Origin of the sequence: Rhizobium sp. SRDI969 (assembly GCF_025152725.1) — a bacterium.
GTDB lineage: Bacteria > Pseudomonadota > Alphaproteobacteria > Rhizobiales > Rhizobiaceae > Rhizobium > Rhizobium leguminosarum_I.
The window spans coordinates 284,135-311,008 of the sequence record NZ_CP104036.1; the positions used below are offsets into that span (position 1 = coordinate 284,135).

25 protein-coding genes and 1 pseudogene are annotated in these 26,874 nt (G+C 59.7%); 11 read left to right on the top strand and 15 right to left on the bottom strand.

The window, feature by feature from the left end; translation table 11 throughout:
- Positions 1–190: 190 nt before the first annotated feature.
- The 5 genes from N2A41_RS25510 to N2A41_RS25530 all read left to right on the top strand — a co-directional run bounded on the left by N2A41_RS25510 (position 191) and on the right by N2A41_RS25530 (position 4,028).
- Entirely contained in the window at positions 191–976 is a 786-nt protein-coding gene (locus N2A41_RS25510) for an IclR family transcriptional regulator (protein ID WP_222385897.1), read from the top strand.
- 70 nt (positions 977–1,046) lie between these two features.
- A complete protein-coding gene (locus N2A41_RS25515; RefSeq protein ID WP_017967670.1) occupies positions 1,047–1,769 on the top strand; it encodes a ribonuclease activity regulator RraA in 723 nt (240 codons plus the stop codon).
- A gap of 426 nt (positions 1,770–2,195) precedes the next feature.
- On the top strand, positions 2,196–3,026 hold the full coding sequence (locus N2A41_RS25520; protein ID WP_260111439.1) for a DUF6030 family protein: 831 nt from the start codon (positions 2,196–2,198) through the stop codon (positions 3,024–3,026).
- A 199-nt stretch (positions 3,027–3,225) separates the two neighbouring features.
- On the top strand, positions 3,226–3,504 hold the full coding sequence (locus N2A41_RS25525; protein ID WP_164577378.1) for a type II toxin-antitoxin system TacA family antitoxin: 279 nt from the start codon (positions 3,226–3,228) through the stop codon (positions 3,502–3,504).
- Positions 3,501–4,028: a GNAT family N-acetyltransferase gene (locus N2A41_RS25530; RefSeq protein ID WP_222385899.1), complete on the top strand. Its 528-nt coding sequence runs from the start codon at positions 3,501–3,503 to the stop codon at positions 4,026–4,028. Before N2A41_RS25525 ends, N2A41_RS25530 begins: the two co-directional genes overlap by 4 nt.
- A gap of 117 nt (positions 4,029–4,145) precedes the next feature.
- On the opposite strand, the pseudogene N2A41_RS33360 reads toward N2A41_RS25530, so the two are convergent.
- Positions 4,146–4,647: pseudogene (locus N2A41_RS33360) on the bottom strand (hypothetical protein).
- Positions 4,648–4,905: 258 nt separating this feature from the next.
- On the opposite strand from N2A41_RS33360, the gene N2A41_RS25535 reads away from it, so the two are divergent.
- Positions 4,906–5,427 carry a tetratricopeptide repeat protein gene (locus N2A41_RS25535; RefSeq protein ID WP_026154513.1) on the top strand — a complete coding sequence of 174 codons (522 nt, stop codon included), beginning with the start codon at positions 4,906–4,908 and terminating at the stop codon, positions 5,425–5,427.
- 114 nt (positions 5,428–5,541) lie between these two features.
- Here the strand turns inward: N2A41_RS25535 and N2A41_RS25540 are convergent, their stop codons facing one another.
- The 14 genes from N2A41_RS25540 to N2A41_RS25605 form a co-directional block, all read right to left on the bottom strand.
- Entirely contained in the window at positions 5,542–6,102 is a 561-nt protein-coding gene (locus N2A41_RS25540; protein WP_260111408.1) for a hypothetical protein, read from the bottom strand.
- A 79-nt stretch (positions 6,103–6,181) separates the two neighbouring features.
- Positions 6,182–7,486 (bottom strand): AAA family ATPase, encoded by a 1,305-nt coding sequence (locus tag N2A41_RS25545; protein WP_260111409.1) that lies wholly within the window; start codon positions 7,484–7,486, stop codon positions 6,182–6,184.
- Between the two features lie 15 nt (positions 7,487–7,501).
- On the bottom strand, positions 7,502–8,446 hold the full coding sequence (locus tag N2A41_RS25550) for a type II secretion system F family protein (RefSeq protein WP_260111410.1): 945 nt from the start codon (positions 8,444–8,446) through the stop codon (positions 7,502–7,504).
- Between the two features lie 7 nt (positions 8,447–8,453).
- Positions 8,454–9,407 (bottom strand): type II secretion system F family protein, encoded by a 954-nt coding sequence (locus N2A41_RS25555; RefSeq protein ID WP_260111411.1) that lies wholly within the window; start codon positions 9,405–9,407, stop codon positions 8,454–8,456.
- Positions 9,404–10,849, bottom strand: coding sequence for a CpaF family protein (locus tag N2A41_RS25560; RefSeq protein WP_260111412.1), 1,446 nt, complete (start codon positions 10,847–10,849; stop codon positions 9,404–9,406). The genes N2A41_RS25555 and N2A41_RS25560 overlap by 4 nt, the downstream gene beginning before the upstream one ends.
- Before the next feature lie 19 nt (positions 10,850–10,868).
- Positions 10,869–11,429 (bottom strand): L,D-transpeptidase, encoded by a 561-nt coding sequence (locus tag N2A41_RS25565; RefSeq protein ID WP_260111413.1) that lies wholly within the window; start codon positions 11,427–11,429, stop codon positions 10,869–10,871.
- Positions 11,426–12,568, bottom strand: a complete 1,143-nt coding sequence (locus N2A41_RS25570; protein WP_260111414.1) for a pilus assembly protein — start codon at positions 12,566–12,568, stop codon at positions 11,426–11,428. Before N2A41_RS25570 ends, N2A41_RS25565 begins: the two co-directional genes overlap by 4 nt.
- Positions 12,569–12,597: 29 nt before the next feature.
- Positions 12,598–13,221 (bottom strand): TadE/TadG family type IV pilus assembly protein, encoded by a 624-nt coding sequence (locus tag N2A41_RS25575; protein WP_260111415.1) that lies wholly within the window; start codon positions 13,219–13,221, stop codon positions 12,598–12,600.
- Positions 13,215–13,694 (bottom strand): TadE/TadG family type IV pilus assembly protein, encoded by a 480-nt coding sequence (locus tag N2A41_RS25580; RefSeq protein ID WP_260111416.1) that lies wholly within the window; start codon positions 13,692–13,694, stop codon positions 13,215–13,217. The genes N2A41_RS25575 and N2A41_RS25580 overlap by 7 nt, the downstream gene beginning before the upstream one ends.
- A complete protein-coding gene (locus N2A41_RS25585; protein WP_260111417.1) occupies positions 13,691–15,292 on the bottom strand; it encodes a TadE/TadG family type IV pilus assembly protein in 1,602 nt (533 codons plus the stop codon). The genes N2A41_RS25580 and N2A41_RS25585 overlap by 4 nt, the downstream gene beginning before the upstream one ends.
- 90 nt (positions 15,293–15,382) lie before the next feature.
- Entirely contained in the window at positions 15,383–15,688 is a 306-nt protein-coding gene (locus N2A41_RS25590) for a hypothetical protein (RefSeq protein WP_260111418.1), read from the bottom strand.
- The gene (locus N2A41_RS25595) at positions 15,672–17,159 is read right to left on the bottom strand and encodes a type II and III secretion system protein family protein (RefSeq protein WP_260111419.1); all 1,488 of its coding nucleotides are present in this window, start codon (positions 17,157–17,159) and stop codon (positions 15,672–15,674) included. Before N2A41_RS25595 ends, N2A41_RS25590 begins: the two co-directional genes overlap by 17 nt.
- A 55-nt stretch (positions 17,160–17,214) precedes the next feature.
- Positions 17,215–18,132, bottom strand: coding sequence for a Flp pilus assembly protein CpaB (gene cpaB, locus N2A41_RS25600; RefSeq protein ID WP_222281332.1), 918 nt, complete (start codon positions 18,130–18,132; stop codon positions 17,215–17,217).
- Positions 18,133–18,231: 99 nt separating this feature from the next.
- The gene (locus tag N2A41_RS25605) at positions 18,232–18,426 is read right to left on the bottom strand and encodes a Flp family type IVb pilin (protein WP_260111420.1); all 195 of its coding nucleotides are present in this window, start codon (positions 18,424–18,426) and stop codon (positions 18,232–18,234) included.
- 258 nt (positions 18,427–18,684) lie between these two features.
- On the opposite strand from N2A41_RS25605, the gene N2A41_RS25610 reads away from it, so the two are divergent.
- The 5 genes from N2A41_RS25610 (at position 18,685) to N2A41_RS25630 (ending at position 26,791) form a co-directional block, all read left to right on the top strand.
- Positions 18,685–19,203, top strand: a complete 519-nt coding sequence (locus N2A41_RS25610; protein WP_260111421.1) for a prepilin peptidase — start codon at positions 18,685–18,687, stop codon at positions 19,201–19,203.
- Positions 19,204–19,694: 491 nt separating this feature from the next.
- On the top strand, positions 19,695–21,341 hold the full coding sequence (locus tag N2A41_RS25615) for an acetolactate synthase large subunit (protein ID WP_260111422.1): 1,647 nt from the start codon (positions 19,695–19,697) through the stop codon (positions 21,339–21,341).
- Position 21,342: 1 nt separating this feature from the next.
- Positions 21,343–22,734 carry an aldehyde dehydrogenase family protein gene (locus N2A41_RS25620; RefSeq protein ID WP_260111423.1) on the top strand — a complete coding sequence of 464 codons (1,392 nt, stop codon included), beginning with the start codon at positions 21,343–21,345 and terminating at the stop codon, positions 22,732–22,734.
- A 308-nt stretch (positions 22,735–23,042) separates the two neighbouring features.
- A complete protein-coding gene (locus N2A41_RS25625) occupies positions 23,043–24,167 on the top strand; it encodes a metallophosphoesterase family protein (protein WP_260111424.1) in 1,125 nt (374 codons plus the stop codon).
- Complete coding sequence (locus N2A41_RS25630) at positions 24,164–26,791, top strand: AAA family ATPase (protein ID WP_260111425.1); 2,628 nt, start codon at positions 24,164–24,166, stop codon at positions 26,789–26,791. Before N2A41_RS25625 ends, N2A41_RS25630 begins: the two co-directional genes overlap by 4 nt.
- The last annotated feature ends 83 nt before the right edge of the window (positions 26,792–26,874 follow it).

Here is a 26,874-nt window from a genome sequence, read left to right on the forward strand (position 1 = left end):
CGAGCGGCATCCCGTCCATCGCGGTGCCGTCTGTGTGAAAACCATGCGGTTGCGCACCGCCTGAGCGGGCATCCAATGGCTTTACTTCCTCCGCCAAGCGCGTAGTGTCAAATGTGACACTCACGCCACTGAGCATGCCCGCTCGGTCCGGCGAAGTCAATATCACATTCTCATTTGGAATTCAAAGTTCATGATTGAACCCAAACATGGATCACCCGTCGTCGAAAAGACCGCCCACCTGCTTGAGGCCGTTGCCGATGCGAAGACGGGAATTTCCCTGGCCGCGCTGGTTGATCAGCTTGGAGTTCCGCGTTCGACCGTCTATCGGATCCTCAATTCATTGGCAGCGCATGGGCTTGTAGCGCGGGTGAATGGTGGAGCGTCCTATGAACTGGGGCCAAAATTCGTCGAGCTTGCGCGGCGCATCTCGCCCGGCGCCGACAGGGCAACGGTAATCGAGGCGGCAAGGCCGATCCTGACGGCTGCGGCTGACCGCATTTTCGAATCCTTCCGGCTGGCCGCCCCCGAAGGCAACGAGATGACGACGATATTTGCAGCCTGCAGTCCCGGCGATTATTCGCTTTTCATCAAGGTCGGCAGCCGCTCGCGTAAACATGTCGGCGCCGCCGGCAAGCTCGCCCTTGCCTATTCGGACTACGGTGACATCGAGGCCTATTGCAGCGGCGGGCTGGAGTCGAAGACGCCATACACGATCACCGATCCGGAGGCGCTGAAGGAGGCACTCGTTGAAATTCGGCGCAATGGCTGCGCCGAGGACAATCAGGAATCCAACCTTGGCCTCCGGGCCTTTGCCGCCCCCGTCTTCGATTCCGAAGGTCGACTCGTCGCGACGATCAGCGTCCCGTTCATTGGTGAAGCGACGCCGGACAGGGCGCGCGCAATCAAGCGCGAGGTTGTGGAGGGTGCCGCCATCTTGACAAAGGCGATCGATGGCAAGCAGCCTTTGTCCAAATAAGAAATATAAAATTCGTTATTGAACTATCTTCTCGTTATGCTAGAGCTTCAACCGGACAATGGAGGTTCTCATGACGGCTTTGGACCCATCAGTTTACGCAAAGCTTTTGCGGACGAATTCTGCAAGTCTCAGCACTCTGTTGCTGAAGCGTGGCCTGAAGAATACCGCGGTTCGCGGCGTGCGGCCGCTGGCGAACGCCGGCAGGCCGATGATCGGCCCAGCGGTCACTGTACGCTATATCCCCGCACGGGAAGATATCGACGGTTCGACTTATAGTTCGGATCCATCCAATCAACAACGCAAGGCCATCGACACGATCCCCGACGGCCATGTCCTCGTCTTCGATTGCCGCTCCTTGGCGGAAGTCGCCGGCATCGGCGCCATGCTCGCCCGTCGTCTCGTCTATCGTGGCGCCGCCGGTCTCGTGCTCGACGGCGGCGTCCGCGATACGGCCGATGTCGCGCAGCTGGGGCTCCCGACTTACTGCATGGGACCGGCTGCGCCGGCGAACCTGGTTGCCCACCATGCCTCAGACATGAATCAGCCAATCGCCTGCGGCGGCGTCGCCGTTTATCCCGATGACATCATCTTTGGCGACAGCGAAGCGGTGATCGTTATTCCGCGGGAATATGTCGATGACATTGCCGAAGAAGCTGTCGCGATGGAGGAGCAGGAAGAGTTTCTCAAGCTGGAAATCGAGTCAGGCAAATCGACCTTAGGCGTATACCCGCCAAACCAGCAGACCCTAGAGCGTTATGAGGCCTGGCGCCAAGCGCGTCAAATGACGGCATGACAGCATTGCTTCAAAGCATTGTCTAAGGCTGTCGTCTGCTCACAGATTAACCCGTGCGTTCGTTCTTTTGAAACGCGCTCCGGTGCTGCCGACATTGCAAAGCCGCCGCGGGATATTAGGGAATGAGCGCCATCAACTAGCGTTGCTGCTTGACGCTCCATACACGCCACTTCACAATTACTGGGTCGAAGGTGAGTCGGACAGACTGTACCGTTTTTCGCATCCGTTGCTCATCTCAGAGGGAGGCGTCAGCAGGGTTGCTTGGTCCGTGCCCCGACCGACACCGGTTGATCGCAAATGGGATCGAGATTGATTGAGTTCGAACTCGCAGCCGCTCCTATTTGCTTGTGAGGTCGCGCCGTGGATAAAGTGCCATCAGCAGTCGATCCTCGTCGCGAAAGTTCCCGTTGGCAGCGGATTTTCCCAATGCCGAGGAACCGCCGGTCCCTCCTTTGGCCAGGGCTTTTGATCTCAATTTTGCTTCTTGCGGGCATCGTTGTTTTTTACGATGAAATCCACCACCTAGAAGATGTCGGGCTCGTTGAAAATGCCGCTCGCGATAAGGCTGCACGATCATCTCACACAGCCGCTCGCCCGGATCCTGCGGTTCCTTCTCCCCTCCTGTCGACGACGATATCGCTGCAGCTGATCGAAGTCCCGAAGCTGGAGCTGGCAAGTCAGTTTATGCGGGTGTGGCGGGTCTCGGGGCGGAATATGTGCGGCGCTCTTCGAGAGGCCGGCATCGAGATGAGCGAGTGGAAAGCCGCATCGATGCGCAATCGCAGCTATGAATGTTATTTTCAGCGCATCTACGAACGGGACGAGGTGCGTCCCACCAGTTCAACCTTCCTTAAGGTTCGTGGAGATGAAATGGGCAATATTCTTGAGATCCGCGCCAAGATCATTGGGCCGTCGACCGACGCCCAGGGACGTCTCGCCCCGGCGGTCCTGCGCATATTCGAGATCATTGTGAAGCAGGCGTGCTGGCATGATTTCGAGGATACTCTTGCGTCGATCCAAGACCTTCGAAACGTCGAATACGAACGATTTGGCTCCTATCTCAGCTTCACGCGCGAAGCCGGAAATAACTTCAATTTTGTGCTTGGTCTTAAGGCGACGTCAGGTCCGCAGGTGAGGACGAAGACCTATTTTTCGACTGAGCGCTGGCTAGCCGCAACAAATTCGCGCAATGTTCCCGCAAACCTCATCCTCACGGACCGCTTGGGCGCGTCGAAATCTGCCAATTGCGCTCAATGACGTAGCAAGTGCCAGTCACATCCAGGATCAGGCTGGAGCTTGTCTGAACGTTGACGATTTCAATGTTTCGAGCGATGAGCGTCACCACCTTTGAGCATGAGACGTGAGACCGCCGTGTGATTTCGGCCCTGAATGCTGCGATCAACCAGGAAACTTCGTGTACACATACAATGTGTACATTGAGACCAAGGAGATAATCATGCCGAGAACCGCGGACAGTAAAACCGAACGCTACCAGCTGCGCATCCCGCCAAAGCAGAAGGCAATGATCGCGCGCGCGGCTGCCCTCTCGAACAAGGATATGGCCGATTTCATTCTCGATAAGATCGTACCTGAAGCCGAAGCCGTCATCCAGGCTGCGGAAGTTGAGACCGTTTCGAGCCGCGATTTCATCCGCATCCTCGATCTGCTTGAACACCCGCCCAAACCGAACGCGAAACTACGAGCCGCGATCTCTGCTCTACCGGATGCCTTGTGACCCTCCCCGTCTGGCATGAAGAGCCGATCGCTAAGTCGCACGATCGGGCCGCATTCGATTGTGGTGATGCGGCAATGAACGAGTTCATTCGGCGCTTAGCTCGGCAGAGCCATGAGCAGAATGCGGCGAAGACCTTCTGCGCTATCGACAAGGCCCAACCTGATTGCATCCTCGGATTCTACACAGTCGCGCCTTCGGCCGTTACGCATGAGGCCGTGCCTCCGAAGATGACGAGAGGCCTCGCGCGCCATGAAGTCGCAGGCTTCAAGCTCGCGCGCTTGGCAACCGACATAAAGGTGGCGGGAAAAGGTTTAGGCGGCCAGTTCATCGCCGCTGCGGCGCTCCGTTGCCTGCGGCTCGCCAGCGAGGGCGGCGGGATCCTGCTTATCATCGATACCAAGAACGAACGCGCCGCCCATTGGTATGCCGGCTACGGCGCCGAACCGCTGCAAGGGAAACCGCTCACCCTCGTTATGCCGCTTGCCACCTTCGCCGCCGACTTCAAGGCCAAGGGGCTTTTGTAGCCGCTTTGCCGCCAAGCGATTGGTTTCGTCCCTTCAGCACGCTGCTCAGGCAATACTCACGGAAGGACCTCGAGACTGCCGATTGTTACTGAGCGGGGGCGGTTCGCCCCTTTTCTATCATGCCGATTTTATACGATTGATGATTGTTAAATGGCAGCAAATGCAAGCCGACAATACGGATATGAAAAGGAAGGTCCCAAGCGGGGAGTGGGATAGCGGCAGGAACGACCAGTCGCCTCGCTGAAACTGAGGCATCGCCAAGTCGGAAAAGCCGGCTTGCGCAACTGCTGCCCGCCCATCGTTAGACCGGTCGCGATCAGCGCGATATGCGCATGGATGAATCCAGACCGGTGTGTCTTTGCGGCTGCAGAGCCACTCGAATCCCGAAAATCGATGCAAGCATCAACAGGATCGTGGCGCTCCAAATTCCAACGCCGGGTACCGCCAAGAGCAGATAGATGGGCTCGCGCATGACCGGAAGTACCGTCATATGCAGCCATCAGGCGGACGCACTTGATGGGTGGCTTTCCAAGAGTGGTATGCTGAGAACGAAGATCGATGCTACCGCGTAAGCCAATGATGGGGCAAGTCGCATCAGCGTGAAAATAGCGATCCGCATGCGGCGTTCCCTCTTTGACCTGGCGAGCAGGTAGGCGACGCTGATTAATTTTCTACGCTGAGAATCACTGAGCACAGGATACCAACTTTGAATGGTTGGCATTTATCACCTTGGCGCGTTCCGCGCGAAGACGGTATCTGTCGCTTTTTTGCGACTACTTGCTTAAATTCTTGAGTTGTTAGCTTTTTTTTATGATGATTTCCGGTGAACACATCCGAGTCTTGGGTAAGAATGTCTGATGGGGGGATCAAGTTGTCAATGTTGCAAATCAGAGCTGGGACTAAATGCATTGCGTTTTTGATAGCGACTGGCGTGATCTTAGCTGGTTGCCAGTCGTCTAGCGTTGATGGTCTGGCTGCTTATGGCGACAGTGCAAAGACCCTCGAGGATGACTCAGCCGTCGCCTTCTATAAGAACGACGAGTTGATAACGACCGGCAAACTGCAGTTTCAGGAAAAGAACTACGGAAAATCCTACGCCATTTACAAGCGAGCGGTTGACGTTTTTCCGGAAGATCCGGCCGCCTGGCTAGGCTTGGCAGCCTCCGCCGACATGGTTGCCCGCTTCGACACCTCCGACCGCGCCTACCAGCAACTCTCGCGCATGATCGGCAACACCCCAGTCTACTACAACAATATCGGATATTCTCACCTGCTGCGCGGTGACTTGCGCACTGCCAGACGGTATTTCCTGAAAGCCTATGAGCTTGATCCCGGAAACGAAGTCACTGCCCGTAACCTCGAATTGATGAAGAACAGCGTGAACTACGCTCAGCGGTGATGGGGCTTTCAGCGATCTGCATCGAGACGAGAGTGCCCTTGCCGCGTTGCGAGCATCGGCGCGGCGCCTCTGGCTGCGTCCAGCGACTGCTTTTTTGGAGGTGAAGTCGTTGTTTTACCGTGCCTTCCGAAGGATGAGCTGGCCCTCCGGCGAAAGGGTTCGTTCGTAACGCGGCAGGTCGTTGACTGCAATGCCCCCGGCCGCCATCGACCCAAGACTGCTATCCGGAGTTAGAGTTTCCGCTGGGGCGGCACGGGGTGCGAAAAATTGTGCCGGTTCCTTGCCGGGTGCGCGAAGGACCAAAGCTGAACCCATGCGAAGACCGCTTGTGTCGTTTCGCCGTTCGTTCATCATAGTCTTTTGCAGCCCATCCATCCCCTGGCGGATAAGTGCGACTTCGTCAGCCTTGGCATTATCCGCGATGTTGCGCGACTGCTTTTCCATTTGTCCCCTCAGGCCATCGATGGACCTCTTAAGCGCGGCGATGGTCTCGCGGCTCTCGCGAACATCCGCCGAGTTTTTGGCGGTATAGATGAGAACGCCAGCATTCACGGGCAGGAGCATCAGCAGCAAACCGACGAATAGCGGGCTTTTTGAGCCCCGCTGCTCTATCGCTCGCAAATTGCTTGGTTCTGCGCGGTCTGCGTCGACCTCAATACCCGGAATGCTGGTCATTCGTTTACCCCCCATAAGTCATCAAATCTGCGTTGGACAGGTTGTCCAGGAACACCCCGTGTCAGCGACAAGCCCGCAATCATTCCGACGTAAATACACCTTCCCACGCCCGTTCGAGCATACCGAGCGACGCGATCCCAGCTATGCCCTTGAACTCGCAGTAAGAACTGACGAAATCCAGAAGATATTTTGGATGATAGCAAGACGCTAGCACATCGCCATTATACTTGCGATCGTAGAAAAGATTCAGGTCTGGATCACAGACAACCAATCCCGTGCCGCTGGCATAGGATTTGAAGATTCTGATATATTCGTCGCGCGACGGAGTGTTCACAAAGATCTTGTATTTGAGGCGCCGCAAGCCCGCCTCATCAGAAAGATCCTTCGGTGCGATATTCGTCGAAAATACCACCAGCTCGTCAAAGGGAACCTTGAACTTCTTGCCGGTGTGCAGCGTCAGGAAATCATATCCGCGCTCGAGCGGCACAATCCAGCGATTGATAAGCGCCTGCGGCGCCACTTGTTGACGCCCGAAGTCGTCGATGATGAAAACGCCGCCTGATGCCTTCAAGTGGATGGGCGCTTCATAGACATTCGGTCCCGCGTTGAAGGTGAGATCGAGCTGATCGAGGGTCAATTCCCCGCCCGTCTTGATCACCGGACGGCGGCATTCGATCCATCGTTGATCCGCTTTCGGATGGGATTGTGTGTCAGCCTCCGATACAGGATGATGCACGGCTTCGTCATAGAAACTGATGACATGGCCGCCGACCTCGATGGCATAGGGCACCCAGATTGTTTGACGAAACAGTTGCGACGTCCGCTCGGCAATACTCGTCTTTCCGTTTCCGGGTGGTCCGTAGAGCAGGATCGAGCGACCGGAGTTGATGGCCGGGCCCAGCTTTTCGACCAAGGCGTCTGAGAGCACCAGCCCGTCAAGGCTTTCGGTCAGCCGCTCTGGCGTTACGCGCTCGTCATGGATGGACTGCAAGCCTATTTGCCGGCAGAACGCGTCCAGCGACACCGGCGCCGGCCCGACATATTGGCTTTGACGCGACGCCGCGTGGGCATATTCGAACCCCTTCATTGAAAGCGCATATCGAATATCGGATCTGACATCCTCGCCAGCCAGGCCGCGCGCCTCGAGGCATGCGAGTTTCACGAGTTCCTTGATCAGGATATTGACGATCACTTTCGGCAATTTCATCCGCTCAGCCAGATGAGATGCCGTGGTTGTATCCTGCTCGGCTGCACATTTTGACGCCAGCCGGAGGAGGAACGACGGATCCAGTCCGGCTTGTTCCAGGCTTGTCGGTGCCATCGGCATGCGCGGGTCGAGAGGAATGGTGGCATCGTTACGATCATGTTCGAGCGAATACTGCATATGACCTCGCTTGGCTCAACCGCTGGGGCTCATGCTGAGAAGAAGACTGATGACGCGGATAACAACGGGAACGAGAACGATGATGAGACTTACCGGAAAAAGGAACGCGCCGAGCGGCAGCAGCATCTTGACCGGCAAGGCGTTCGCCTTTTCCTCCGCGCGAATAATACGGAGGTCGCGCATTTCCTTGCAGTAGACCCGCAACGTCTGCGTTACGCTCGTCCCCAGTTCCTCCGATTGGCGGAACAGAACGGATAGCGCCCGGGCTTCGTCAATCCTCAGGCGGACGGCAAGGTTCGCAAGCGCCTCGCGTAAGCGCCGGCCTCCTCGCACTTCCAGCATCATGATCGAGAGGTGCAGGCCGAAGTCCTGCCGCTTGTCGACGAATTCCCGGGCAACTCGGTTCGCCGCTGCCTCGATGCTCATGCCCGCATCGAGGCAGACGATCAGCATATCCATAAAATCGGGAAAAAGGCGGCGGTACTCCCTCTCTTTGGCGGCGCCACGCCGGTCGATATAGATGTTGACCAGAATGAAGGTTACGCCCGCAGCAAACATGGCAACAACCAGCGTAACCACCCGAGACATGTCCGGCACGACCCAATTGAGAGCCCAGACCGCCGCGACCAGCACGCCGATACAGACCACTGCGCGAACCACCTGGAAGGTGGTCACGGCGCCGGCGGCGAAATAGCCTGCCCTGATCAGCCGGTTCTGGGTGGAGTTCGCATTGGTGTCACGTCGCGTAATCTCGAAATAGCGACGGATCAGGCGGTTTTCCGCCTCGCCGAGATCGGCAATCGTCGTATCGCCAAGGTGGAACTCCTCGCCTGTTGCCGCCGAGCTCTTTGAGACCCGAACCGAGACCTCGCGCCGTCGAAAATACAATTCCGACGCTGTTGCAGAGAATATCAGCACTGCAAAGAAGACGATCAGGTAAATTCCATACTCACTCGACATGACCGCCTCAGTACTCGAAGTTGACCATCTTGTAGAGAATGACATTCCCGATCGCCATGACGGCCAGCAGCACGGTCACGACGATGGCTCCGTGGCCGCTCTCCCAGACGGGATCGAAGTAGGTCGGCGACAACGCCTTGATCATCGCGTAGAGCAGAAACGGATACATTGACATGACGATCGCCGTAATGCGTCCTTCCGAGGAAATCGCCCTGACCTTTGCCTTCAGTAGCATGCGGTCTCGCAGCGTCTTCGAAAGGTTCTGCAAGATCTCCACGAGGTTGCCGCCGGTTCCCGCCTGTACGCTCAGCGATATCGCAAGCAGGTTCAGATCCTCGACGCCGACCCGGTCGGCCAAGTTCACAAGGGCGTCGTCTAGCGTCACGCCGTAGGTGAGTTCATCCGAGAGCAGGCCGAACTCGGTGCCGATCGGATCGGGCATCTCGCGTGCCACCAACGAAATCGCCGCCGGCAGCGGGTGGCCGGCGGCCAAGCTGCGATTGGCGACATCGAGCGCTTCAGGAAGCTTCTGTTCGAATTTCCTCATGCGGCGCACCCGGGCGCGCCAGACGACGAGTGCGGGGATGAGAAGGCAGATCAGCAGAAAGGCTGGCACTCTGAACAGAGTGTTCGGCAGGAGGATTTGAACGACCAGCCACGTCAAAAGAGCGCCCGCGATGGCGAAGAGAGCAAATCGCTTGGCATCGAACTTGATTCCCGACTGGGCGTAGAACTGCAGCAGCCGCTGCATCAAGGGGGTCTGCCGCCAACTGCCGCCGGCCCCGCGCTCCTTGAGCATATCACTATAGGTCTTGCGATGATCATCGCTGACCTCGAGCAAGCTCAGCCGATGGTTCACCGCGCGGTGGCGTTCGGATGTCTTGAAGTAGCCGCGCATGACCGCTTCGACAGCAACAAGGGCGGCGGTGAAAACGGCCGCGTAAAGGAGAAGCAGGATCATTGGACAGGTCCCGTCTGCAGCGGTTTACCGGGATCAAAAATCGTCACAGGGATCTCGATCCCGAGTTCGGCAAATTCCTCGACGAACCGCGGCCGAATGCCGGTGGCGCGGAATTCTCCATGGATTCGTCCGCCTTCATCGGTGCCGAGTTTCTTGAATTTCATAATCTCCTGCATCTGCACGACTTCGCCCTCCATGCCGGTGATCTCGGAAATCGAGACGACTTTGCGGGTACCGTCGCTCAGGCGCTGGACCTGCACGATCATGGTGATGGCGGAGGAGATCTGCGAGCGAATGCTCATCTGCGACATCGGCATCCCGGCCATGCCGACCATCTGCTCAAGCCGACCGACGGCATCGCGCGGCGTATTGGCGTGAATGGTCGTCATCGATCCCTCGTGACCGGTATTCATCGCCTGCAGCATGTCGAACGCTTCGTCGCCGCGAACTTCGCCGACGATGATACGATCGGGACGCATGCGCAGGGCGTTTTTCAAAAGTTCGCGTTGACGGATCTCGTTGCGTCCGTCGAGCGTCGGCGGGCGGGTTTCCAAACGTCCGACATGCGGCTGCTGGAGTTGAAGCTCGGCCGCATCCTCGATGGTGATCAGGCGCTCCCTTGGAGAAATCTGCGACGAGAGAGCGTTGAGCAAGGTGGTCTTGCCAGAACCGGTGCCGCCTGAAATGACCATGGACACCTTGCCCTTGACCGCGGCGCTGAGAAGGATGCGCATCGCATCGGCCATAGCGCCATATTGCACGAGGCGCTCCATTGTCAGCGGCTTGCGGGTGAATTTGCGAATGGAAACGAGCGGTCCATCGACCGAGATCGGCCTGATGGCGACGTTGACGCGCGAGCCATCCTTGAGGCGAGCGTCGACCATCGGCGTCGACTCGTCGACACGGCGGCCAACCGCCGAGACGATCTTGTTAATCACCCGAAGGAGATGATCCTCATCCTTGAAACGGACGGCGGTGCTCTCGAGCTTGCCGCTGCGCTCGACATAGACGCTGTTGTAGCCGTTGATGAGAATATCTGCGATCGTGTCGTCGGCCAGCAGCGGCTCGATCGGTCCGAGCCCGAGCATCTCGTCGGTGATATCGCGGATCAGATCATTGATTTCCTTGGCATTCAGCGGAAAATTGTTGGTCCGGATATAGTCCTTGACCAATGGCCGGATCTCGGTGGCGATCTCCTCGTTGTCGAGTGTATCGAGGATCCCGAGATTGATGCGATCGAGCAGGTAGCGGTGGAGATTGACCCGCTCGGAGACCATATCCGGCCCGAGCGAAGCCTCTTCGTCACTCGTCGCGGCGCTGTCGGAGGCCGGTTGGGCAGGCATGGCCTGAGCCGCGCCGAGCAAAGACAGTTCGGCCGTCTCCGGATGTTCCCGCTTTTCCGGCTCCTGCCTGTAGAAACGCCCCATGATACCGCTCGCCATGCGCCCCACTCCTGAACTCTTATTTTACAATGACCGTGGAACCGACCTTCACCCTCTCATAGAGATCGATGACGTCGGCATTGCTCATGCGAAAACAGCCCGATGACGCAAAACCGCCGACCGTCGACTGCTCGTTTGTTCCATGAATGCGGTAGAGCGTGTCGGCCCCACCCTTGTAGAGATAGATCCCGCGAGCACCCAAAGGATTGAGCGGCCCGGCAGGCACCAGGTCCGGAAGCCCGGCTGCGCGTGCCTTCATCTCGGCAGGTGGGCGCCAGTCGGGCCATTCTGCCTTGCGTCCGATCTTGACGGTACCGCTCCAGCGAAACCCGTCTCGCCCGACGCCGATCTTGTAGCGGATCGCGCGCCCTTCGGAGATGACGAGATCCAGCGTACGGTTGCCGCTGACGATGACGATTGTCCCTGCCGCGTATTTTTTTTCGATCGGCACCACGGCGCTTGTCGTCGGCCCGAGGCTGCGTGGCACAAGCCCGCTTGCCGCTGCATCTCCGACAGCGGCCAGAATTGCCAAAACGGCAAGGCCGGCACCGGCTGCGCAGGACCTTATGATCGCCTTCATCGCACCAGTGCTCCAAGCTTGCCGACCGCGCCGCAGAAGCGCGCCCGGGAATTCACTTGAAATGGCAGCACGCCGCGGTTGACCGCCTCGCTCAAAGTCTCCCAGTCATCCGCAATGACATGCGTCGGGATATCCTTGAATATCTTCTCCGTCTGTTGCCGGCGCAGGCCGAGGCCGAAAAGCTTGGCGCGGTATTTGTTGATGACGATGAATATCTGGTCCGCACTGCCCCGCAGCCGTACCAGATTGGCAAACAGATCCTTGGCTTGAGAAAGCGCAGGCACCGTCATTTCGGTGACGATGCAGACGCTGTTGACCGAAGTGAGCACCTCGTATTTCCACGGCGTGTCATAATAGGGAACGTCGATGATCGTGTGATCGCTCTCGAAGGCGGCGACGTCGAGCATACGCAGCACGAGTTCACGGCCCTTCGGCGCCAGAAGGACGGATGGCTGCTTGAAAGACAGCAGTGAAAAGCCCCCCGAATGCCGCTTTCGGACCAGATCGATGAATTCCAGATCGACCCGGGAGGGATTGGCGATGACCGGTTTCAAGTCGTAGTCGTTCACAAGGTTGAGATAATAGCCAAGCGCCCCGGAGCAAAAATCCGTGTCGAACAGGTCAATCCGCGGTGTGGAATTCTTGGTCGGCTGGGCCAGTACATGAGCAAGCGACGAAGCGATCACGCTGGCGCCGGCGCCGCCGACGGCCGAGACCACTGCATGCACCCGGCTGTCGCTCGCTCCGGTGCCCGGCGCATGGGTCGAAATCATGTCGATCAGTGCCCGGCGCTCGAGTGGCTTCTTCAGCCAGTCATTGCCGTTCAGGCGGAAGAGCAGCCGCAGCATGTCATCAGGCAGGTCTTCGGAAACCACGACGAGCGGAATGTCCCGATAGCTGGTGCGAAACGTGAAAAGCTCCGGCTGCTGCAGCAATGTCCCATTGTCGACGTCGAGAACGATCAGATCGAACTGCGCCGGATCGAACCGGCCCTTTTCCGCGAGCGCCTTCAGCGCGAGATGGCGGACATCGTACCGCGAAAGCGACCCGAACGTATCGAGCATGAAGCTCGCTGCAGCCGCGTCGTCGGAGAGGACCAGGATCTTGGTAGATGCGGCAATGTTCATGTGCGCTGTCATTTTCGCTTTCCTACGCGTAAATTAAGGAGTCAGCAGGTGGAGCACGTCTTCAGATCTTCCGTCGTGATCGTCACCGGATGGGCGGGGATGGTGACGTCGTTCAGTCCCAACAGGCCGCCGAGAACCGGCAGATCGAAGGTGATGTTGCGCACCTCCAGCCGCATCGTCAGCACAGGCCCGTCCGGCCGGCCCCAATAGCCGAGCCCCGATCGCTGATAGGTGACCATCAGCTTATCCGGCGTGATGCGCCAATTTAGGTCGCAAATGCCGGGGCGAGGATCAATACCCGCGTTGCAAACGCCGTCGCTTCCCCGGACAATCCGGTTCAATGCCGCCGTGCAGTTTGCAAGAGCCGGTCCGCAGGTCGAGGATATTGTTGCATCGTTCGGCGCCGCTTTGCCGTTGTTGAGTGGATCGGCGGCATCTGTTGGGAAAACGGCATTGAAATTCGTGGTCAGCGGATCGGATACTGCCGCCAAACGGGCGCCATATTGCAGTGCCTTGACCGTCTGATTCCACTGCGACATCGCGTAGCCGAACTCGATGAAGGCGGCGAACACCAGCATGACGATCGGAAAGGTCAGCAATGCTTCGACAAGGCTGACACCGCTGCTATCCTGCCAGAATGCCTTGATTGCCCTAGAGCTCACCATCCGATGTATCTCTCTTCATGGAAGGAACTGATGGTGATGGCGCCGATTCCCAGAAAGCCGAACACCGGCGAGGTCTGGTAGAGATGAGCGGTGGAAATGGTGATGTCCCCGTCCGCATTCGGCGCAGTGATGGTGATGTCGGCAGGGTTATTCCAGCCGGGGACGCGGGGTATGGCGCCTGCCGCGGGTGTTTGCGTTCCGTAAAAGGCGATCGTCTTCGCAGTCGCCTGATTGCATGTCGGCACATAGGTTCCCGACACCGGCCGGCATCGCGAGAGGTAACGCCCCGCATCGCGCAAGCCTGCGTCGATCTGCATACGCTGCCAGAAGATGCTGCCAAACTCGAGTATACCAGCCGCAAAGATCGTCACAAAGGGGATGGCGAGCAGCGCTTCGGCAAGCACTGCGCCTTCCTCACGCCGCAAGAAGCCGAGGCAAAGCCGATCCCGTATAAAATTGCGGAGCGCCATCATCTGACCAGCTCCGCTTCTTCCCGCAGCAATTCGTCTGCCGTACCGCGACCACCCTTGCCGGTGATGTCGATCATCTCCAGGGAAAGGTATCGTTCGCTGGAATCCTTTATCGCCGGCTTGGTCAGGAACATGCGCGCGAAGGCCACGGCGCGTGTGGCCTTGTGACCGTTTAAATGGCCGACCGAGGCTTCATAGCCACAATTGACAATGGCTGAGAAGATTTCGCGGCGATCACCATATTCGGCCGCCGTATAGCTCGAAAGGTCCGGGCCGGTATAGCACTGGCCGCCCATTACCGGTTTGCCGGTCTCGCCATTCGCCGAGGCATGGTTGATCAGAGATGCGTTGGCAAGCTCGTAACGATAAACATCGTATGCGGAGGGTCGGCTTGGTGTTCCAGTCGCCTGCGGGGGATAACTGGAGTAGTTGCTGAGGACCGTGCTCACCGATGGCGCAGCCGTGCCCTGCGCGACGTTCCAATAGGTCGTGTAATCCCAATTGTTGCTGCTGCTGATCTTGCCGCCGGAAAGCGAGGCCATGGCCGCTCCGTAGCCGAGCGGCAAAGCCTTGGTCGCATCGCCGACAACCTCTCCAACCTTGACGGGATCATAGGTGTCGCAGCCCGCCTTTCCCTTGGTGATTGCCCGAGCGGAGCGTACGTTTTGGGCAGGACGGTATCGATAATCTCCCTTCGACTTGTTGAAGGAGGAGGAGTAATAGCCGAAGCGCGTATTCACCCCGTCCTCGATCGGCCCCGCCATTCCGCCGGTCTCCGTATCGAGATTGTCCTGTGTATAGCAGGCGCCGGGATTGCCGGTGGCAAGAGCCTCCGCCAGCACGGACGCACCATTGCCCAACGGGGTGCGCAGGAACCCGAAATTGCCGGGACCGGGATTGGACACCGAGGTGCTGTGAAGCTCGATCTGTCGCCCGTAGAGATTGCCGGCGGCAAAATTGGTGTGTAGGGCCGTTGCTGCAGTTTCGCTGGCGCTTTCACTCGTGTTCCCTGCGGGCTCGAACGGATTGCAGATAAAGATCGGCGTCACGTCGCAGGCGCTGGCATGGTATACGGCCACGGCATCGGCAGCGATATTGATCGTACTGCGGGTGAACCCAACCGGAACCGGAAAGATGGTCTGCATCGCTTGCGGCTTGGCGATGACCCAGGCATAGGACGCTTCGCTCGCCACCGTCGTTTTCATCGAAGCCGGGATTGATGTATCGTCACTGGCCGGGATGTTCTTCAGAAAAAACACGGTGACCGTGCTGCCGGCGTCGTTTCCGGCGTTATAGGTCATGCTGATGTGCGAGCCGAGCGACATGCCGGCCCCGCCGCCGGAAAAAGCCGCGCTATTGGCGATTTTCTCGATCGACGTCTGCGCCCTCGAAATGGCATCGTCGCGGCCATCGAGTTCGCGGGCTCCGGCGAGCGCCATTGCATCGACCGCGTTCTGGAGATCGGTGTGCAGGTTGCTACTGCGGCCGACATCGATGACCAGCAGCGAAAAGCCGAGAAGCATAGGCATGGCGATGAGCGTCAAGGCGATAACATAGCCACGATGATCGTTCCAGAACCGTCTGACAACCCTGCTCAGCATTGGCCTACCCCCATCACGGCTTTCGTCGTGACGACCCTGTTTCGTGCATTTCCCTTCCGGCGCGCTACCGCCGTTCATGCTTTCGAACCGCTACTGGCTGATGGTGGCCCCATTGGACGCACCGTTGGCCTCCATAGCGGGCGACGGCTGAATGACCCCCACCCCACCGTTCTGGTACTCGGTCATCACCCTGCGGATCACCTTGCCGTCGCTTGCGATACGGGTTCGCTGGGCTTCTGGCGGGAACGGGTCCTCTGTATGGATGGCCTTGTTTGCTTCCATGGCGTTCCCGAGCCCGAAGGTGATCGAGTCTCGATGGTTCATGTAGTCGGCGCAGCCGGAAACCAGGCCGGTGGCCGCAAGGACGAGAAGGACGCGCTTAGCGTTTTGTAGCAACAACTTGGGCTCCCTGGTTCAGGTCGAGACGATGGCCATAAGGCCCGGTCACACCTTCGCCGTTGCGAAAGCGCCGGAGCATGTCCTTGTCGACTTCCAGGACCCCGAGCGCGAAAAGCTCGACGTCGTTGGACGACCGCGTCTGATCGAGTGGACTATAGAGGTCCTCACCCGGGCGGGCGGGCCGCACGATGTGCGGCGTGACAACGATCACGAGGTCGGATTCCTTCTTCTGAAAACTCGTCGAGCGGAACAGCGCGCCGAGGATCGGTATCTTCCCCAGGCCCGGCAATTGCTGGATGTCCTTGGCATTGATCGACTGCAGCAGGCCTGCCATGGCAAAGCTCTGGCCGTCGCGAAGTGCGACCGTGGTGCTGGCCGCGCGCGAGATGAAACCCGGATTGCCGTTGACGTTGATCGACGGATCAAGCTCGGAAACCTCAGGCTCGATTTCCAGATTGATGACGCCGTCGTCAAGCACCACCGGTTTGAAGGTCAGCCGCACACCGAAGGGGCGATAGTCCGTCTCGGTGGCGACTGTCGTGCCGTTGTTGGTCGTCTTCAGGATCGGCACTTCACCGCCGGCATGGAAGCTGGCGGTCGAGCCGCTCATGGCGATGAGGTTCGGCTGAGCCAGACGACGCACCAATCCCTTCTGCTCGAGCGCGTTGATGACCACGTCGATGCGGCCGCCCGAAATTTCCAGCACCTTGGCGATCAACTGGCCGAAGGGCAGCATGCCGGTTGCCGCGCCCTTGGGGTCAACGAGGGTACGGGCCAGGCTGCCGTCATCGTTCACACCGATACCCTGGCTGGTCGTTGCCTTGCCGATGCCATTGTTGCCACGCCCGGACCAACCGATCCCGAGGTCACGACCCGTCTGACGCGAGGCTTCGATGACACGGACCTCCAGCATCACCTGCTGGCTGTCACTGACGCGCAACTGGTTCAGCACTGGTTGATCGGAATAGGACTGGGCAATTTCGATCACCCGCTGCAATTCGACGCCGTCACGAACCATACCCGTCAGGCGAATGCGGTCGTTGGAATTGGCCACGATAACCCGGGCCGAGGGCGCGGCAGAGCGAATGGCGGCGGCGACTTCGCTGAAATCGCTGGCAACGCGGACATCGATGACGCCGAGAAGCGACTTGTCGTCGCCATAGACAGAGATATTGGTGGCGCCGACCTTCTTACCGCGGATGAACAGCGACTTGTCGGAAAGCGGCACCACGTCAATCATATCGGCGCTGCCGATGACGAGATCGCCGAAGGGCTGGCCGGTGTTGAGCGTCAGCGTCGCGTTCGGAGGCAACGTCACACGCTGGACCGATTTGCCTAAGGTGACCGACTTTTCCTGTGCGTTGGCGCAGCCGGCAAATCCGGGACCTAAACACACACAGGCCGAAAACACTGCCGCCAGTGCCGCAAGGCTTTTCGTACTTGCGATTCTTCTCTTGCCATCCGCCATGCCTGCTGTTGCCCCCTCATTCGGCTGGCCGCATCTGCGGCATGCCGCCTAAACATCACTGGACCAGGCCGACTCTGTGCTCCTCGCGCTTCGTCGTGTTCCAGACCCCCACCGTCACCCACTTCGGCTCGACCGGCAATACCGGTTCGACCTTTGGCTCCACAATCTGCACTTGTTTTTCAGGTTCTGGCAACTTATTCTTTTCCAGATCATTGCCGAGTTCGGTCGCCATCGCCCCGCCACCAAGGTCGGCAACGGTGATCGGCCGGGTTTGCTCGATGGAGGCAGAGGCAATATTGCGAAGCGCCAGCGAGAGCGTGCCGATGCTGGAGCCGAGGGTAAGGCGCTGCGCCTCATCGGTCGTGACTTCAAAAGTCACGGTTTTCACGACGGATGGTTCGTCCTTGCGCTCGTCGGCCGTCTGGTCCACCGCCAGCACCTTGACGCCCTGCAGCAGCACGTCGACGAAGGTCTGGTCGTTGCCGGTCGGCCCGCGTACGACCCGCGTCAGAAGCACGTCGACGCGATCGGAAGGCCTGACGAAGCCGGCAACGCCGAGCACGTCGTTGACGCGGATGGAAACGGCCTTCATGCCCTGGTCGAGGGCCGCCGACAGCGTGGCGCGTTCGCCGGTACCGGTGATTTTCGAGGATAGCACCGGCTCGCCGGGGTCGATCGCCGCCATGGCATAGCGCGGCTGGGCATCGCTGCCAACGACCAGCTCGACGCTGACGAACGAGCCTGCGGGTGTTTCATTGGAGGGCCATGGGATGGCTCTGAGATTTTCGGGCCGGATCCGGTCGCCGAAGCGCATCGGTTTGGCGGCGACAACGAGTGTCCGTTCCTCGGCCTTCACGCCGTTCATCGCCAGCAGCCGGGCCTTCTGATCGGAGAGATACTCGCGCATGCCGAAAACTGCTGCGGCGGCAAGTACAAACGCAATAACGAGACTTAAGATCGTTGAAGAACGCATCGCGGTTACTCGCTACACTGGACGGAGTGCATCCATTCATTTTTGCTAATTTAGAGGAGAGGGGTTAACAAAAACCCCTCCCTTCTTAGAACGCCAATATCAGGCTGGGACAGCCAGATTGGTGGTGAACCACCCTGCCCATCCCGTCCAAACGGCAGCCAGATTGGTGCCGGCCAATGTCACCGCCGTAATCACGCCGCCGACCAGCAAGGCAAGCAGAATGAGGTATTCAGTGAGTGCGACGCCGTCTTCTTCCCGCGCGAAAGCGCGTACGCAGTTTACAAGTGCTTTCATCGAGAATTACCTCCCAGGTAAGTTGTGCGCCGTAATTTCCCCCGGCCGCTCTGTCGTCGAGACCGCCCCTTCGACTGGTTGTATTAATAATCTGTTAAGTCTAATTTAGTCAATTGTTTTATACGCGGGCGATCGGCATCTATACTTTTATGGTTAAGACGAAAGTCCAGGGTCAATTCGTAAAAACCGAATACGTCATCGGATTTTATTGGAACTCAACTTTAAATCAGCGCATAATAGCCCGAAAGGTTGGATACTATGCTGAAAATGTTCGATGTTATTAGTTCGATTTCAGTATTACTTTTTCTCTACGCCGCCTGGACCGATTTCCGCACATGGAAGATCCCCAACGCGATCGTGCTTGCGCTCGTGACACTTTATGCACTGCGCGCGGTGGCCGTGATGCTCGGCTCCGAGGACGTCGGCGCTGCTCTCTTTGCGTCGAGCGGAATTGGCGGCGACGTCGGGGCCGGTCTGCTGATGTTTATGCTCGGAGTGGCGCTCTGGGCGTTCCGGCTGTTTGGTGCAGGGGATGCCAAGCTTTTTCTGCCGATCGGCCTTTTTGTCGGATGGCATGGAATGCTGCCGTTTTCGTTTTTCCTCCTCGTCCTTGGCATCGTCACACTGCTGGCCCTGCGGCTGCCGGTGCCATTGCCCGTCGCACACCTCGCCTTTTTCATGCGCATCGAGGAAATTCGGGCGAGCCGGAAGATACCTTATGGCGTCGTCATGGTATTCGCCGCGCTCCTCACCTTGGCCTTGCCCATTATCCGATAGCAACTGCGGCTACGGTGACCCGGCGTCGACAGAACTTCCTCGCAAGAGCCCCTTCGCATTCACGATCGTTTTCAGCAAAATCTGTTTTATCAGCTCGCACAGAAGACAGGCCTATCGCGCCCACAGTCGATGCGGCGCGAACGGACTTGGGGCGTTTCGGTATCAGCGAGAATGCGACGGGTCGCGAGAGTGGTCGTTTCAGCTATAGGCGGTGCTTGCAATTCACAGCGAGGCACCTGATCTTTTGCCGGCAACCGCGTGAGATGCCGGCCTGAACGGCAACATCTCACATCATCAGTCAGAGCTGTCTGCCGGCAGAACTGCGGACAGCTTTTTTATTCCCGCGGCAAATCTTATCTGCAAATTCCCGGTCACCAGGATTGAGGGCAACCGCCAATGCCGTCGAACGCATGGACGAGCGCGAAAAAGAACATATGTTCGAGGGGTCCTTCCTTTCTTGAAGCCTCTAACCAAACAGCGGGCACACATCCATGACCAAAGGCTCCGATCTTCTAGTGGCAGCGCTTGAAAACGAAGGTGTCGATCGCATTTTCGGCATCCCAGGCGAAGAGAATCTCGACGTTGTCGAATCCATCCGCAAGTCGTCGATTGAGCTCGTGCTCACCCGACACGAGCAGGCGGCGGCTTTCATGGCGGCGACCTATGGCCGCCTGACAGGCAAGCCGGGCGTCTGCCTGACGACTCTCGGGCCCGGCGCCCTGAACCTCTCTACGGGTGCCGCATACGCCCTGCTCGGGGCGATGCCGATGGTGATGATCACCGGTCAGAAAGGCATCCTCTCGTCCCGCCAGGCGCGCTTCCAGGTGGTCGACGTCGTCGCGTCGATGAAGCCGCTGACCAAGCTCGCAAGGCAGATCGTGTCGCCGCAGATGATCCCGACGACGGTCAGGGAGGCGTTCCGCATCGCCCAGGAGGAAAGGCCGGGGCCGGTGCATCTTGAGCTTCCGGAAGATATCGCGGCCGAAGAATGCCAGGAGGTGGCGCTGATTGCGCCGCATCAGCTCGAACTGCCGACGGCAAGCGACGCGGCGCTTGACCGCGCCGCCGCACTCATTGCCGCAGCCAAACGTCCGCTTCTGATGTTCGGGGCCGCCGCCTCCCGTCCCCGCTCGACCTCTGACATCGCCCAATTCGTGATCCGCACGCGCATCCCGTTCTTCACGACCCAGATGGGGAAGGGAACGGTTCCAGGTGGAACCGAACTTTACATGGGCACCGCGGCGCTATCGGAGCGGGATTATGTCCACGAGGCCATCGAACAGGCCGACCTCATCATCACGATCGGCCATGACACGATCGAGAAGCCGCCGTTCATCATGGGCAAGGGCGGCCCGAAGGTCGTCCATATCGGATATCAGCCGGCGACCGTCGAGCAGGTCTATTTCCCGCAATCCGAGGTCATCGGCGACATCGGCCCCTCTCTGAAGGCGCTGGCCGACCGCCTCGAGGGCAAGCTGCCGAATGCGCAGGCGCTTCTCCATCTGCGCGAGCGCATTCTCGAGCGCATCGCCGCGCGGGCGACGGAGGATCGTTTCACCCCACAGCGGCTGGTCCACGATATAAGAGAAGTAATGCCGCATGACGGCATCCTGGCGCTCGACAACGGCATGTACAAGATCTGGTTCGCGCGGAACTACCGGACGCGGATGGCGAACACGCTGTTGCTCGACAACGCTCTTGCAACGATGGGAGCCGGACTGCCGTCGGCGATGGTTGCCTCGATGCTCTATCCCGAGCGACGGGTCATGGCCATCTCAGGTGACGGCGGCTTCATGATGAATTCCCAGGAACTCGAAACCGCCGTCCGGCTCAAACTCAACCTCGTTGTCCTCGTGATCGAGGACAATGCCTACGGCATGATCCGCTGGAAGCAGGCGGTGGATGAGTTCCCGGATTTCGGGATGACCTTCGGCAATCCCGACTTCGTGAAATATGCCGAATCCTACGGCGCCAAAGGAACCAGGGTCGATGATATCGGCCGGTTCAAACAGGTCCTCGAAGAGGCGTTCTCCGGCGGTGGCGTGCATCTGGTGAATGTGCCGGTGGACTACTCTGAAAATGAATGCGTGCTGGTGAAGGAGCTTCGCGAACGGCTCCCCGCGATATTGGAGGTCTGAGATGCCGCTTGCCATGAAGGTCTACCAGGCGTTCGACCGCGAACCGATAACAGAGCTGCCGGCAGACGACGCGGCCGCGCTCGAGCGCAAGCTTCAGCTCGCCGCCAAAGCCTTCGCCGATCGCGATGGCTGGCTGCCCGCGCATCAGAGGATGGCAATCCTCAGGAAGGCGTCGGCACTTCTTCAGGTGAACCGCGATCGTTTTGCGATGATGATCGCTCGTGAAGGCGGCAAGCCGCTGACCGACGCAATCATCGAGGTGACGCGCGGGATCGACGGCCTCCTCAATGCGGCGGACGAGCTGCGCAATTTCGGCGGCAAGGAAATCCCTATGGGGCTGACTGCGGCCAGCGCGAACCGATGGGCTTTCACCACCAAGGAGCCGATCGGCGTCGTGGCGGCGATCTCGGCCTTCAACCATCCGCTCAATCTCATCATCCACCAGATCGCGCCGGCGATTGCAGTCGGTTGCCCGGTGATCATCAAGCCGGCAGCAACGACCCCGGTTTCCTGTATCGAGATCGTCAAGCTGTTCTGGGAGGCCGGTCTCGACGAACGCTGGTGCCAGACCCTCATCACCGAGGACAATGTGCTTGCCGAAGCCTTGGCAATCGATCGTCGTGTCGCGTTTCTGAGCTTCATCGGCTCGGCGAAGGTCGGCTGGTCCCTCAAGAGCAAGCTGCCGCCGGGCACCCGATGCGCGCTTGAGCACGGTGGAGCAGCACCCGTCATCGTCGACCGCAGCGCAAAGGTCGATGCGATCGTCGGCACCATCGTCAAAGGCGGCTATTATCACGCCGGGCAGGTCTGCGTGTCGGCCCAGCGTCTCTTCGTGCATGAAGATATTGTCGCTTCCTTCACCGAAGCTCTCGCTGCCAGGGTGGCAGCCCTGCATGTCGGCGATCCCACGCTTATGCAAACCGAGGTAGGGCCGCTCATTCTGCCACGCGAGGCAGACCGCGTCACGGCCTGGATCAAGGAGGCGACGGACGCCGGAGCCAGGCAGATCGGCGGTGGGCGGATGTCCGAGACGACACTTCTGCCTTCGGTTCTGCTGAACCCGCCTACTGAGGCGAAAGTGTCCATGCTCGAGGTCTTTGGACCACTGACCTGCGTCTACGGCTACCGCGACCTCGACCAAGCGATCCGCATTGCCAACTCGCTGCCTTATGCCTTCCAGGCGAGCGTCTTTTCCGCCGACATAGTGGTTGCTCTCAGGGCGGCAAAACATCTGGATGCATCGGCCGTTCTCGTCAACGACCACACCGCGTTCCGTACCGATTGGATGCCTTTTTCCGGACGCAGGCAGTCAGGATACGGGGTCGGTGGCATTCCCTGGACGATGGAAGAGATGGCCGACGACAAGATGGTGGTGTTCAACCAGGTGACTTAGGCGCAGCGATGATGGGATCAACTGTTCGATTTCCATCGGCAGGTAAAACCCTTGGATAATAGACGATGCCTTCGCCGACGTGGTCGGTCACCGCGTCTGCATAATTCCTGTACGGCGACGGGATGGATGTCGTGCACCGCTCAAAATCAGACAAACATTGGATAACCGCTTGCTCGGCCAGGATGGACTTGCCTCGCCCATAGCCGGGAGTCATGGTCTGCCTCGGAACAACGGAATCACAAAACTGCGGACGAGAGGTCTTTGGCCATGCTCGAAGGCTCGCAGCGCATCGCAAACATGGCTGATCAATGTTTTCCTTCCTGCACAGTTCGGACCTGCATATTGGCAAACGATTTGGCAATCTTCCGGAGGATTTGAGAGGACGCCTGCGCGAGGCACGGCATGGTGTCATCGCCAGGCTTGCCGCTGCAGCACGAGAGCATGGGGCTGGTTTCATCCTGCTCGCCGGCGACACCTTCGACACCGAGACGCCGACGCCTGCCGTGCTTCGGCAAGCGCTTGGCGAGATGGCCCGGAATACGCCGCTGCGCTGGGTCTTGCTTCCCGGCAACCACGATTCGCTGCTGGCCGATCAGCTCTGGAGTGCTGCGCGCGGCGTGGTGCCCGACAATGTCATCCTGGCGACGGAAGCGGTGCCTCTTCCACTTGGGCCTGATGTCATCCTGCTGCCGGCGCCTTGCACGACCAGGAGGCCGGGCCGCGACCTGACCGAATGGATGACGGGTGCCGCCACAGCGGACGGCGCTATCCGCATCGGCCTCGCCCATGGCCCCATCCAGGAATTTTCGGAGGATGCCACGGCCGCCAACGTGATTGCGCCGAACCGCGCGGCGCTCGCCGGCCTCGACTACATGGCGCTCGGCGATTGGCACGGATCGGTGGCGGTGGACGCCAGAACATATTACAGCGGCGCGCCCGAGCCGGACCGTTTCAAGCATGACCGGCCGGGGCAGGCGATGGTCGTCTCCATTGCCGGGCAGGGGGCGATGCCAACGACGACGGCGGTGACGACCGCCAGCTTTTCCTGGCAGACATTGCAGCTTCCGCTGCTGGCGTCGGAAGACGGCGTTGAAGTGCTCAAGGCCGCGCTGCCGGAACCGTTCGCGCGGCGACAAACCCTGTTGCGCGTGGCGCTGTCCGGCCGTGCCCGGTTGAACGGGCGAACGGCGATGATCAGCCTGCTGGAGCAGGTCGCGCCGGAATTTGCGCATCTGGAGATCGATGCCGACCTTCTGGGGACCGACTGCGAGAGCGATGATCTGGAGACCATCGACCGAGCCGGTGCGCTGCGCGATGCTGCGGAATTGCTTCTTGCCGAAAGCCTCGACGAGGCCCGTTCCGGCGATGACAGGGGCGTGGCGCGCCAAGCGTTGATCCGCCTGTTTTCCTATTGCGAGGCGATCGATCGATGAAACTCACCGCCCTTCGCCTCCACAATGTCAAACGCTTCGCCGGCCGCGGAATATCCGTCGAAGGAATCGCCGACGGCGTCAATGTGCTGAGCGCCGCCAACGAACATGGAAAATCAACCTGTTTCGAGGCGCTGCATGCCCTGTTCTTCCAGCCGCACAGCGGCAACCCAAAGAGCGTGCAGATGCTACGCCCCTATAGCGGCGGCAATCCGATCGTCGAGGCCGATATCACGATCGAAGCCGGCCGCTACCGCCTGACCAAGCAGTTCCATAGCGGACGGCGCGCCAGCGTCACCGATCTCGGCAGCGGCCGGATCGTCGCCCAGGCTGACGAAGCCGAGGCTTTCATCGGCGATCTCATTTCCGGCGGAACCTCCGGCCCGGCAGGCCTGCTCTGGGTTCGCCAGGGCGTCACCGGCATCGAAAATCGCAGCAAGAGCGAGGAAGAAAACGACAAGCGAGTGCGCGAAAGCCTGCTGTCTTCGGTGCAGGGCGAGGTGGAGGCGCTGACGGGCGGACGGCGCATGTCGGCGGTGCTCGAAGCCTGCGAGGAAGAACTCAATCGCTTGGTCACCGCAACGCTGCGGCCGAAGGCAGGAGGCCGCTTTGCCGCCGCGCTCGAGGAGCGTGACGGGCTGCAGGAGGAGGAGGCGCGACTGGCCAAGGAGGTGGAGATGCTGCACGGCGCACTCGACCGCCGCCGCTCGGTGCAGGCGAGACTCGGCGAACTGGAAAACCCTGATGAGGAAGCCGGCCGGAAAACCGCGATTGCCAACGCCGAGTCGGTGCTCGAAGCCGCTAAACTGCATGACAGGGAACTCAAAGCGCTCGACGCAGAGGGTGCCTTGGCCGCCAGCCGCCGCGATCAGGCGCAGCAGGCATTCGACCGCTTCCACGCAGCATTGAACCGCAGCGGCGAACTCGCGCGGCGTTTCGCCTTGGCGGAGAAAGAGCTTTCAAATGCAGCCGAGCGACGCGCGGCATCGCTTGTTGAAAGCGAGGCTGCAACGGCGGAGGTGCAGGCGGCCGAAGAGGAGGAGCGGTTGAACCGCGAACTGCTTGGGCGGCTGGAGGCAGCGCTACGTTCACGCCACGCCGCCGAGCGTCTGGCCGAGGTCCGTCTGCGTCTCGAACAGGCGGAAGCGGCGCGCCAGCAGATCGAGGATGGGGAGGCGGCGCATGCATTGCTCGCCATTCCAGCCGATGCCATCGAACGGCTTGAAGCACTCGACATCAAGATCGTCGGCTTGCGCGCAGCCGCCGAGGTCGGCCTTCCCTCACTCAGGATCGATTACCTGAAGGACGTTTCCGGATTGGTGAGCATGGACCGCCAGCCTCTGCATGGGGGCGAGGATAAGAGCTTTGCCGGAATGGCGAGGCTTGACATAACAGGCATAGGCACCCTGACCATCCATCCCAGCCGGCAGGCCGACCACAATGGGGCGCTGGAGACCGCGGAAGCCACGCGCCAAACATTGCTTGCCAAGCTCGGTGTCGACAGTCTGCGGACGGCGCGGCAGCGCGATATTGCTGCGCGAAACAAGCGGGAGGAACTGGTGAGGGCGCGCCAGCGGCTCGCCGAACTCGCTCCGAATGGCATTGACGAGCTTCACCTCGACGCCGCACGCTTTGCCGAACTCAGCCAAGGTCCGGTCGAACTTGACGCCAACCCGGAAGAGGTGCGTGCCCGTCTCGCGGATGCGACACGGCGCATCGAACTGGCGCGCAACCGGGCGCGGGAGGCGTCAGTGATGCGCACGGAAGCCGGCGAGGCCATATTGCGCGCGCAGACCGAGCACGCCAGGCTTGGCCAGGAACGCGAGGCCATTGAGGCGGTCATCGGCCCTGAGGCGGGCCGAAATGAATTGCAACAGAACCTCGCCGAAAAACTCTCCAGCGCCAAAGAGCAGGTCGATACGATCGAACTCAGGGCCGCGCCTTTGCGCAGGACAGGGCGGGACCTCGCAGGCGCGGAGGCTGCCCTTGCCAGGGCGCGCTCGGTCGCCGACGCCGCGGGCCGCGAAATTGCCAGGCTTCGCGAGGAGCTTGCTGATCTCGGCGGTCAGATCCGCACCCGCTCGGACAGTGCTCTGGAAGAAATCTGGGCGGAAACGCGGGATTTTCTGGCAGCCGCGCGCGAGCAGGTGAAGCGTTTCGAAACGGAGGTCGGCGTGCTCGATCGCTTGCGCAAGGCGCTGACGGCGACGCGCGCGGCGGCGCGTGATCTTTATCTCAAGCCGGTCATGAACGAACTCGCCCCGCTGCTCGGCCTGCTGTTCGACGACATCTCGATCACCTTCGACGGCGACACGTTGCTGCCGCAAATCGTGCGCCGCAACGGCCTGGACGAGGATGTCGACCGGCTGAGCGGCGGCATGCGGGAGCAGCTCTCGGTGCTGACCCGCCTTGCATTCGCACGGCTGCTTGCCCGCGACGGCCGGCCGGCGCCTGTCATCCTTGACGATGCGCTTGTTTATTCCGACGACGACCGGATCGAGCGAATGTTCGATGCGCTGCACCGCCAATCGCGCGACCAGCAGATCCTCGTCTTCTCCTGTCGGCAACGCGCCTTCTCCAAGCTGGGCGGCAATGTGCTCACCATGCAGCCATGGCAGCCGGATTAACCATAGAGCCCCCTTTAGAGTTGGTCAGCCATTTTCTGGGGCTGAGCGACCCATTTTCTGGCAGCCAGCTGCCGATCATGATG